The organism is Mycobacterium sp. TH-M15, assembly GCF_057473705.1.
The window spans coordinates 1-10055 of the sequence record NZ_JBYCLB010000124.1; the positions used below are offsets into that span (position 1 = coordinate 1).

The window sequence follows — 10055 nt, forward strand, 5'->3', positions numbered from 1 at the left end:
CGAAGCCGATCACTCCGGCCGCCGGGGTCGCCGGCGGTGTCGCGGGCGCGGCGGGCAGCCCGCCGGTAACGACCCCGGGCGTCGCGACGGTGGGCAGCGCCGGGGCGTGACCGGGTGGCGCAACCGTGGGCTGCTCGGGCCGTCCCGCGGGCACCGGTACGTCACCGGGAGCCTCGCCCCCGTCCGTCGAGTCCGTGCCGAGGGTGTTCAGGTAATTCAGCCCGCCGCCGATCGTGATCGGCAGGATCCACGCCGGCGAGCTGAGCAGCACCGACCAGAACGTCCAACCGAACGGGATGAAGAACGCCTCGTAGGCAATGAAGAACAGCAGCGGCAGCCAGGCGGTCGGGTTCGCCATAATCAGCGCGATGGTCCCGGACGGGTCCTTGAGCAGCTGTCCCAACTCGTTGAACATCTCGGCCAGGAAATTCCCGGACGGCGGCGACGACTGCTGGGCGGCCAGCGGATTGTTCGTCTTGACCACCGTCGGCGCCGGCCCGGGCTGCGGCACCGCGGCCAGCGCCGACGTGGACACGGCGTGATAGACGCCCATGGTCGTCGCCGCCTGGATCCACATCCGCACGTAGTCGGCTTCGTTCAGCGCGATCGGGATGGTGTTGATCCCGAAGAAATTCGTCGCGACCAGCACCCCGTGGGTGAGGTGGTTGGCCGCCAACTCGGCCAGCGTCGGCATGGTGGCCAGCGCGGTGCTGTACGCCGAGGCCGCCACCTCGTGCTGGGCGGCGGCGTCGGCGCTGTCGGCGCCGGCCCGCAGCAGCCAGGCCAGATACGGCGCGTGTGCGGCGACGTACTGGTCGGCGCTGGCGCCCCGCCAGGCGCCGGTCTGCACCGCGCCCAGCAGGGTGGTCAGCTCGTCCGCCGCCGAGGTGTACTGCGCCCCCAGCGATGACCACGCCCCGGCGGCCGACAACAGCGGGCCCGGGCCCGGGCCGCTGCTCAGCAATGACGAATGCACCTCCGGAGCGAAGGCGATCCATACCGGGGCAAGCATTCTCCGCCTCGCTACACCAGGTAGGTCGCTGCTGCGGCCGAGTCGCCGACGGCGTAGCTGACGCCGGATTCGCCGACGCCCACCCCGGCCCGGCCCAGCTCTTCGGCGCCCTGGGTCGCCACCGCGGTGTGCTCGGCGCCGTGCGCGCTGAAGCTCGCCGCGGTCTGCAGCGATACCGGGTCGGCGGCCGGCGGCACCACCGCGCCGATCAGCGGGGCAGCGCTCGCCTGGGCCGCCGCCAGCCGCGCGGTCAGCGCCTCGACCGCCGCGCTGGCCGCGGCCAGGCCCTCGGGAACCACTTGTAGGGTCATCGCAGATCCTCCTCATCGATGCGGTCGGTCATGGTCAGCGGGCCAGTCTGGAGTCGACCAGCGGATTGACCAGCTGGACGTAGGTGGGACTGTCGTTGTCGCCCAACAGGATCGCTCGGCCCGGCGGGAGCCGGTCGAAGCGCTGGCCGCGGATCTTTCCGCTGTCCGCGGGGTTGCCGGAGAGCATCACCGTGGTGGCCTGCAAGTCGTTGAGTCGGCGCAGCAGCGGGTTGGTCATCAGCGCGTGCGCCGAGCCGGTGGCCCGGCCGGTGACCACCACCCGCAGACCGAGGTCGGCCGCCTGGGCCAGCAGACCGATCAGGTTCGTCCACGGCCGCTGACCGGTGTACGGCCCGGTCAGCGCGGGCGTGTCGGGGATGGTGTCGGCGTCGTCGACGATCAGGTAATGGGTCTCACCCCGGTAGGTCCAGCCGGCCAGCTGCGCGGCCGACAACCCGTCCGGAGGTCGGCGCGACCCGATCAGCGCCGACAGCCCGAGCATCGCCGGGATGATCCGGTCGACATTGGCGGTGTACTCGTTCTCCGGGAACAGCGGCTCGTCGACCAGGTGCAGCCGCCGGTCGAGCACGGTGAACGCCACCTGGTCGGCGGTGCTGTGTTCGCGGACCGTCCGGATGATGTGCCGCAGCAGCGTCGTCTTGCCGGACTTGCTGTCACCCAACACCATCAGCAGCGGGTTGTCGGCGAAGTCCACCTCGACGGCGGCCAGATCCTGTTCCCGCTGGCCGATGACGACCCGCTCCGGCCCGGAGTGCAGCGGACCGATCGCGTCGGCAGAGAGGTTGGTCGGCAGCAGCCGCACCGGCGGCGCGGTGAGGTCGGGGTAGCGGGCGTTGATCTCCGGGATCTGGCCCAGCTCCGGCTCGGCGATCAGGAAGTGCTCGGCGGCCATCGTCAGGCCACGGCCGGGCTGGTCGGCGGGGACGGATTCGGCCGGCCGGTGCAGCGCGCCGACCACCCGGACGTTGCTGTCCCGGGGGTCGCTGAGCTTGAGCTCCAGCCGCAGGCCCAGGCCGTCGCGCATCGCCAGCGGCACCTCCAGCCAGCTCGGCGTGCTGACCACCACGTGGATGCCGTACGCCAGGCCGGTGTTGGCCAGCTCGGTCACCTTGGCCAACAGCGGGTTTCGGGTGTTGAACTGGTCGGTGTTGTCCCGGCTGAACGCGTAGAGGTTGTCGATCACCAGGAACACCTCGCCGAACCCGTCGTCGAGCAGCGCGGTGTCGCTGTCGGCGGTCCGGTACGTCGCCCGATGCTGACGGGCCGCCAGCAGCTGTTCCAACTCGCCGAAGGTGCGCCGAATCCGCTCCGGCTCCAGCCCGGACGCGACGCTGCCGACGTGCGCCAGCTGCTCCGTCGCCCGCAGCTGCCCGCCGCCGTAGTCCAGGCAGTAGAAGGTCACCGCACGCGGCGAGTGCAGCCGGGCGGCCGAGCAGATGAACGTCTGCAGCGCGGTCGTCTTCCCGGACTTCGGTCCGCCGTGGACGACCAGGTTCCCGCTGGCCGACTTGGCGTCGAACACCAGCGGATCGCGGCGCATCTCGAACGGCTTGTCGATCTCGCCCAGCGGCCAGCGCAGCTGCCGCTCGTGAACCCCGGCGCGGGCCAGCACCGCGCCGAGCGGGATCGGCTCGTCCAGCGGCGGCAACCACAGCTGCGGCGCCCGCGGCCCGTGGGCGGCCAACTGGTCGCCGATCGTCGCGATCAGCTTGCGCGGCGGACCGACGGTCTCGTCGGGCGCCTCGTCGGGCGCCGTGGTGGTCTGATCGCCGGCCACCGGGCCGGCGGTGAACAGCCGGGGTTCCGGCACCGACCGCACGACGACGGCCCGGGTTTCCCGCGGCGGGTCGTAGATGCCGTCGACGTAGGTGCTGCGGAACTTGATCGGCGCCGCACCGGGTGCGGGCACCAGGAAGCCCTCACCCTTGTGCTCCCTGCCCGATTCGATGTGGTAGGCGTCGTCGACGCCGATGATCTGCCGGGAGACGCTGGGGCTGGCCACCTTCAGGCCGATCCGGTACGACGTGTTCTTGTCGATGTCTTTGATCTTGCCCACGTCCAGCGTCTGCGACGCGAACAGGATGTGGATCCGGAACGAGCGGCCCTTGCGGGCGACGTAGTCGAACAGCTCGGCGTAGTCGGGATGGTCGGCCAGCATCAGGGTGAACTCGTCGGCGACAACGAACAGCGTCGGGATCGGCGGGAAATCACCTGCCATCCCGTCCTTTCCGCACGCCGCCTCGTACTCGGTCACCGAGTTGAACGCGCTGCCCTGGATCCGCCGGCCCGCCTCCCGCAGCAACAGCTCGCGCCGGGCCACCTCGCCGCGCAGGGTGTCGGCGAACCGGTCGGCCAGTGACTTCTTCTCGGCCATGTTGGAGATGACCGCGGCCACCTGGGGGAAGTTGCGGAAGATGTCGGCCCCGGCCTCGCCCTTGAAGTCGGCGTAGATCACGATCAGCCGGTCGGCGGAGTGGGTGGTCAACAGCGACAACAGGATCGACATCAGCGTCTGTGACTTGCCGGAGCCGGTCATGCCGATCATCAGCCCGTGCGGGCCCATCCCGCCCTCGGCTTCGTCCTTCAGGTCGAAGATCAGCGGCTCGCCGGTGGCGGTGACCCCGATCGGCACCCGCAGTTCCGCCTCGCGCGGCCGCGCCGCCCACAGCGCGGGCACGTCCAGGTGCGCCGCGTCGGCAATGCCGAGCAGGGTGGTGAAGGTGGCCCCACGGGTTGCCGCCGAACGCAGCCCGGCGTGGGTCGGGTTGGAGTCCCAGCGCGACAGCCGCCGGGCCAGGTGAGCGGCCTCGGCCGGGTCGAGTTGGTCCGCGCAGTCGGCATAGCGCTGCCAGCCGCCGGTCTGCCAACGGTCGATGGCCAGCCGGGTGCGCCCGTCGAGGCGCAGGATCGGCCGCTCCGGGTCTGGATACTGCTCCCGGTTCGGCTCGGCGGCGACCCGCTGCACCACGGTCACCCCGGCCCGCGGGATGCCCAGCGGCGAGGCGCTCAGGTCGTAGTCCGGATCGTCGATGACGATCAGCAGCTGCCGCAGCGTCTCGGCCGGCTCGCCGGTGAACTCCGGGCGGGCGGCCAGCGTCTCGCCCAGCCACGCGGCCAGCTCGTCCGGGCTGGTCGACAGGGAGCGGGCCGGGCCCACCCCGTCGACCTGGCCGGGAATGTCGACGTGCGGCAGCCATTTCAGCCAGGACCACGCCGGGCCCTCCAGGTCGGGTGCGGCCAGCGCCACCCCGAGCATCGTCGGGTCGTGCCAGGTGACCGCCTGGGCCACCCAGGCCCGCAGCGCCGAACGGGCCTGATCGAGCCCGGATTCCGGGCCGGCCAGCAGGCTGATCCGGGCGATCTTGGTCAGGTCCAGTCCGATCGGCACGTCACGCACCGTCCGCTGGATGTCCAGCAGACCACGTAACGTGCTGTGCGATACCGGCTCCAGGTCGATCTCGTCGGCGGTGTCGGCCACCCGCACCGGGCTGGCCAGCGGCACCGCGTGCCGGCCGACCCGCACCACCAGGAAGTCGTCGTCGCGCGGATCCCGCTCCCACTGCCGGCGCGACCCCGGAACGGTGGCCAGGTCGCCGGGGTCCGGATGCGACCATTCGGCCGCCGCGCGCTGCTTGGCGGCGGTGCCCCGGATGTTGTCCCGCACCACCGACAGGTAGCGCAGGTAGTCGGCGCGTTCGGCGTCCACCTCGACGGTGCGCGCCTTCTTGTCGCCACCGCCCCGGTAGATGCCCGCCGCGGCGACCAGCAGCGCGAACGGGAAGAACAGCATCACCGGCGAGACCAGCCGCATCCCGGTGGCGACCATCGCGATCACCATGCCGACGATCAGGATGACGATCACCACCGGCAGCGCCCGCTGCAGGAACGACGGCGGGATCACCCGCGGCAGCTCCGGCGGTGGCTCGACGGTGATGGTGCCCTTGTCCACCGGCGGCCGCGGTAACCGGCGCCGGGTCTCGAAGATCAGCCGGCTCATCGGGCCTCCCCGCCGTTGTCGGCTCCGACCCGGTGGGTGGGCCGTTGGTCCGGCGGCAGCCCGTCGTGCGCCAGCAGCGCGTCCGCGCGGGAGAGCGTGGGCCCGGGTGCGAACTGCCGCAGGATCGACCAGGGGATCTCCAGCGCCGGCCGGTTCAGGCCCAGCGCGGCGACGGTGTCGGTGCGGTCCGCGTCATCTCCGGCGGCGGTGGCCGTGTTTGTCTCGGTGTTGATCCCGTACCGGACGCCGGTGTCGGAGACCCAGAACAGCGACCCGTCGCTCTGGGTGAAGTAGCCGACGCCGGGCCGCAGCGCGACCCGGTTGGCGGTTCCGCCGGTTCCGGCGCCGACCAGGTCGAGGGTGGCCGTCCCGTCGGCAAGCGGCAGCGACGAACCGGAGAGCAGGGTCATCGAACTGGCGCTGGCGCCGGCCGGTTTGCTCCAGTGCGCACAGGTGATCGGCGCCCGCGCCGGGTCGGCGACGCTGACCGGCCGCTCCGGGTAGCGGGAGGTGTCCAGCGCCTGCGACACCGGCAGCCGGGCGATCTCGTCGGCCCCCAGCCGCGGTGGCTGGTCCAGGCCGTAGGAGTCGGTGTTGCGCAGCACCGCGGCAACCACCGCCGAGATCGGCTGCAGCCCGTCGGGCAGCACCGCGTAGTACTGGGTGCCGGCGTCGGAGCCGCCGCTCACCGCGTGCGCCGCCAGGACGGCGCCGACCGGGACCGGCAGGCCCAGGTCGAACTGCGGCCGGGTACCGGCGTCCGGGATCACCGGGGCGGTCAGCGCGGGCGCCTCCGGGATGGCGTTGAGCAGCCCGGCGTCGATCCGGCGCGGGGCGGGCAGGTCGGCGCCCAGGCCCAGTGCGCTGGTGACGGCGCGGTCGCGCAGGTTGATGTGGCTGCGTTTGCCGTCCCACAGCAGCCAGCTGCCGGTGGCGTTCCAGGCGAGCACCGCGTGGTTCGACTCGAGGGCGGCGGCCCGCGATCCGCCGGCGACCGGCGGCCCGGCGATCAGGGTCACGCCGGTGCCGGTGCCGTTGGTGGGCGCGGCGGCGTCGCAGACCACCCAGTCGGCGTCCCGCTCCGGGCTCTGCACCATCCGCTCGGGGGCACCCGGAATCCCGACCAGGTTGCCCCGGCGGAAGGTGTCCAGCGCCGTGCCCTTCACCGCGGTCGGGTTGACCGGCCGACCGACGATCAACCGCGCCGAGGTCAGGTTCAGCACCGGGTGCAGCTCGTCGCCGAGACGCACGTACAGCGCCGAGGTGGACCGGTCGGAGAGCACCGCGTCGTTGCCGACGGCGCGGTTGGGCCAGATCAGGGTGAACGCGAAGCAGCCGGCCCCGATGGTTGCCATCACCAGCAGCCCCATCAGCACGGCCCGGGACTGGGCGCGCAACGGTTCGACCAGCATCCGGGTGTCGTGCAGCGCGACGCCGGCCGCGATCCGGCGCATCACGAAACGCCAGCCGCTCACCTGGTGCTTGGTGACGAAGCCGCGCCGGTACTCGACCCGGTCCGGGTTCTCGTTGACCGGGGTGCGGGAGGCGAACGAACGCCGGTCCCCGTCGACCGGGTCGGGCTGGCTCACCTGGCCGTTCCGCGGTGCGGTCATGCCGGCGTCTCCAACCGGAGACCTTCCAGCAGCGACGCGACCGTGCTGCCGACGTCGGCCGCGGTGATGGTCATCAGCTCTTCGTCGGTGAACTCGCCGGTTTCGGCGTGTGCGGAGTGGTCCAGGCGGAACTCGCGCTCCTCTTCGGACTTCTCGACGACATTGCGGACGAACCGTCCGTTGCCGGCGATGTCCAGCGCGCGGCGCTCGACGCCGGCGGTGTCGGGTTTGGTGGTGTCGGCCAGGTGCCCGAACAGCGCTTCCAGGTCGTGGAGTGCGGCCAGGTCGAACGTGCTGTCCCGGCGGGACGCCATGAAGGTGGCGATCTCGACCAGCTCGGCCGGCTTGTACGACGGGAAGTCGATGGTGCGGGTGAACCGGGACCGCAGCCCCTGGTTGGTGTCGAGGAACCGGTCCAGGTCGGCGCGGTAGCCGGCGACGATCACCACCAGCCGGTCGCGGTCGTTCTCCATCCGGGCCAGCAGGGTGTCGATGGCCACCAGGCCGAAGTCGTTCTTGGCGCCGGTGGCGACCAGCGCGTAGGCCTCGTCGATGAAGAGCACCCCGTCGAGTGCGCTGTCGATGATCGCGTTCGTCTTGGCCTCGGTCTCGCCGATGTGCTGGCCGATCAGGTCGGCCCGGTGCACCTCTTTGATGTTCTCCTTCTTCAGCAGGCCCAGCCCGCAGTAGATCTTGGCGACGACCCGGGCGATGGTGGTCTTGCCGGTGCCGGGCGGACCGGTGAAGACCAGGTGGTGGCTGCGCTGGGCCACCTCCAAGCCCCGTGCCCTGCGCACCAGCTCCATCGCGACCGCGCTCTTGAGCCGGGCCACCTGGTCCTTGACCTTCTCCAGGCCGATGAACTCGCCGAGTTCGCGCTCGGCTTCGTCCAGCAGCACCGCCTTGCGTTCCTGGGCACCGGGGTCGACGAAATCACCGGGTTCCGGCTCGGTGGCCGGGTCCCACGGATCGGTGCGGGCGGCGATGCGGTCCGCGGTGGTGACCGCGATCGCGTAGCTGGAGTCCGACAGCGCCTCGCCGACCTCGGCATTCTCCGGGTTTGCGGCGTAGAGGTCTTGGAGCACCTCGCGGGCGGTGTCCTCGTCGCCGTCGGCGCGCAGCGACAGCGCCCGGGCCAGCGCGCCGTCCACCGCGGCGGCGGCGACCGGACCGTCCGGCTCCTCCAGGTAGGACAGCGCCGCGGCGAACATGCCCAGCCGGGCCAGCGCGGTGCCGAGGGCGACCCGGGCGGCGTGCGCGTACAGCTCGTCCAGGCCGCCGTCGTTGACGATCGGCGACAGCAGCTTCACCACGTCCGACCACCGCTGCGCCCGGTAGTGCACGACGACGCCGACCCAGCGCGCCTGGTTCCAGTCCGGCCGGCGCTCGGCGATGCCGGCCGCTACCTGGTGCGCCTCGGCGTAGCTGCCGTCGGCGGCCAGCGCCGCGGCGTGGGCCAGGTGGAAGTCGTCCGGGTCGACGGCGCGGAACTGCAGGTACAACCCGGTGTCGTAGTGGAAGCCCAACGCACCGCGCGGCAGCTCCAGCCGGCGCTGCAGCAGGCCCGCGCTCGCCGCGGTGCGCGACACCGCTTCCAGCACCCGGGCCGAGCGGTCACCGGCCGCGGCCAGGCCGGTCCAGGCGTCGCACTGGTCGTAGGCGATCCGGGTGAGCGCGCGGAAGCCGGTCCGGGCGGCGGCCAGGTCCGCCGGGCGCTGACGCTGGTAGACGGTGAGACCCAGGGCGCGACAGCAGGTGGCGAACCGGCTGACGGTCTCCTCGTCCACCCGGGTGCTGGCCTGCGCCGGCAGCACGGCGGCATCACCGTTCTTCATGCCTGGATCGCCCTCTCCAGCAAACGTTGGCTACGCTAACCCGGCTGAAGTTAGCATTGCATAAGCTAACTGTCGAGACGAGGGGCCCCCGCCCGGCGATGACCCTGGTCACGCCGACAGATCCGGCCGGCTCGCGGCTGCGCATCCACCCTCCTTGTTGAAAATGATTGTCGGAATTTCGACCCCTGACGATACCCCGCCTGGAAGCTTGCTGAAAATGGCTGTCATTTCCGCCGCCTCACGGCTTGACGGCCCGGACCAGCGAATTACGGTCGATCATCGGCCAGGCCTCGGCGTCCGGCGGCGGCACCGGCCGGTCATGCCGGCGGAGATACTCCGCCAGCGGTGTCGCCGTCGCCGTCCAGCCCCGCGCACCGAACCAGTCCACCGCCGGCGCGCATCGCTCGTTGTAGACCAACTGATGGAAGACCCGCCGATCGTCTCCGGAGCTCTTCTCCGCCGCGAGCGCGGCCGCGAACTCCTCCGGCGACATCGGTGCGCCGTCTTCGACGGCGACGTGGCTGCCCGGGCAGGCCAGCGTGTCGATCCCAGTGAAGAGCTGCTCCTGCGCGGCGGCCGGCAGGTAGATCAGCAGCCCCTCGGCGATCCAGGCCGCCGGTTCGGCCGGGTCGAAGCCACTGTCGCGCAGCGCCGCGGCCCAGTCCGCACGCAGGTCGACGGCGATCTCCCGGCGATCGGCGCTTTGCTGGGCGTGGTGTTCGGCGAGCACCGTTCGCTTGAACTCCAGCACCTGCGGCCGGTCCAGCTCGAAGACCACCGTCCCATCCGGCCAGGGCAGTCGGTAGGCCCGGGAGTCCAGCCCGGCGGCCAGGATCACCACCTGACGCACGCCGGCGTCGGCGGCACGGTGGAAATAGTCGTCGAAGTAGCGGGTCCGGGCGCCCTGGAAGTTGACGAAGTGCTCGCCGAAATCGCTGCTCTTCAGCTGATGCCCGGGCAGTTTCCCGTCCAGCAGATCCGCCCATTCGCCGCCGACCGCCCGGCAGAACAGTTCGGCGTACGGGTCGACGGCCAACGGGTCGGGCTTCTGCGCCTCCAGCGCCCGGGCCGCCGCTACGAACAACGCGGTCGATCCGACGCTGGTGGTGATGTCCCAGCTGTCACCCTCGCTTCGCATCCGGTGACCTCAGCCCGCCGCGCCCGACGCGCCGGTCAGCCCCATTTGGCGCCTTCGGCGGCGTCGCGGGCGTACATCGCCACGGTGTTGGACTCATGGGTGGTGGCCATCGCGTGATAGGCCCGCAC

At 71.6% G+C, this 10055-nt stretch carries 6 protein-coding genes; all 6 read right to left on the reverse strand.

Annotated elements, in window-relative coordinates:
- The coding region (locus AC2VNT_RS03100; protein WP_486945463.1) for a PPE family protein at positions 1 to 1012 on the reverse strand (1012 nt) is incomplete at its 3' end.
- An 11-nt stretch (positions 1013 to 1023) separates the two neighbouring features.
- Complete coding sequence (locus tag AC2VNT_RS03105) at positions 1024 to 1323, reverse strand: PE family protein (RefSeq protein ID WP_486945464.1); 300 nt, start codon at positions 1321 to 1323, stop codon at positions 1024 to 1026.
- A gap of 34 nt (positions 1324 to 1357) precedes the next feature.
- Positions 1358 to 5341, reverse strand: coding sequence for a type VII secretion protein EccCa (gene eccCa / locus AC2VNT_RS03110; protein WP_486945465.1), 3984 nt, complete (start codon positions 5339 to 5341; stop codon positions 1358 to 1360).
- On the reverse strand, positions 5338 to 6954 hold the full coding sequence (gene eccB, locus AC2VNT_RS03115; RefSeq protein ID WP_486945466.1) for a type VII secretion protein EccB: 1617 nt from the start codon (positions 6952 to 6954) through the stop codon (positions 5338 to 5340). The genes eccCa and eccB overlap by 4 nt, the downstream gene beginning before the upstream one ends.
- A complete protein-coding gene (gene eccA, locus AC2VNT_RS03120; RefSeq protein WP_486945467.1) occupies positions 6951 to 8789 on the reverse strand; it encodes a type VII secretion AAA-ATPase EccA in 1839 nt (612 codons plus the stop codon). The genes eccB and eccA overlap by 4 nt, the downstream gene beginning before the upstream one ends.
- A gap of 238 nt (positions 8790 to 9027) precedes the next feature.
- Positions 9028 to 9927 carry a class I SAM-dependent methyltransferase gene (locus AC2VNT_RS03125; protein ID WP_486945468.1) on the reverse strand — a complete coding sequence of 300 codons (900 nt, stop codon included), beginning with the start codon at positions 9925 to 9927 and terminating at the stop codon, positions 9028 to 9030.
- Positions 9928 to 10055 lie beyond the last annotated feature (128 nt).

Excerpts from the sequence above, each read along its gene's own strand:
- AC2VNT_RS03105 (WP_486945464.1), bottom strand. The coding sequence starts at position 1,323 with ATGACCCTACAAGTGGTTCCCGAGGGCCTGGCCGCGGCCAGCGCGGCG.
- eccCa (WP_486945465.1), bottom strand. The coding sequence starts at position 5,341 with ATGAGCCGGCTGATCTTCGAGACCCGGCGCCGGTTACCGCGGCCGCCG.
- eccB (WP_486945466.1), bottom strand. The coding sequence starts at position 6,954 with ATGACCGCACCGCGGAACGGCCAGGTGAGCCAGCCCGACCCGGTCGAC.
- eccA (WP_486945467.1), bottom strand. The coding sequence starts at position 8,789 with ATGAAGAACGGTGATGCCGCCGTGCTGCCGGCGCAGGCCAGCACCCGG.
- AC2VNT_RS03125 (WP_486945468.1), bottom strand. The coding sequence starts at position 9,927 with ATGCGAAGCGAGGGTGACAGCTGGGACATCACCACCAGCGTCGGATCG.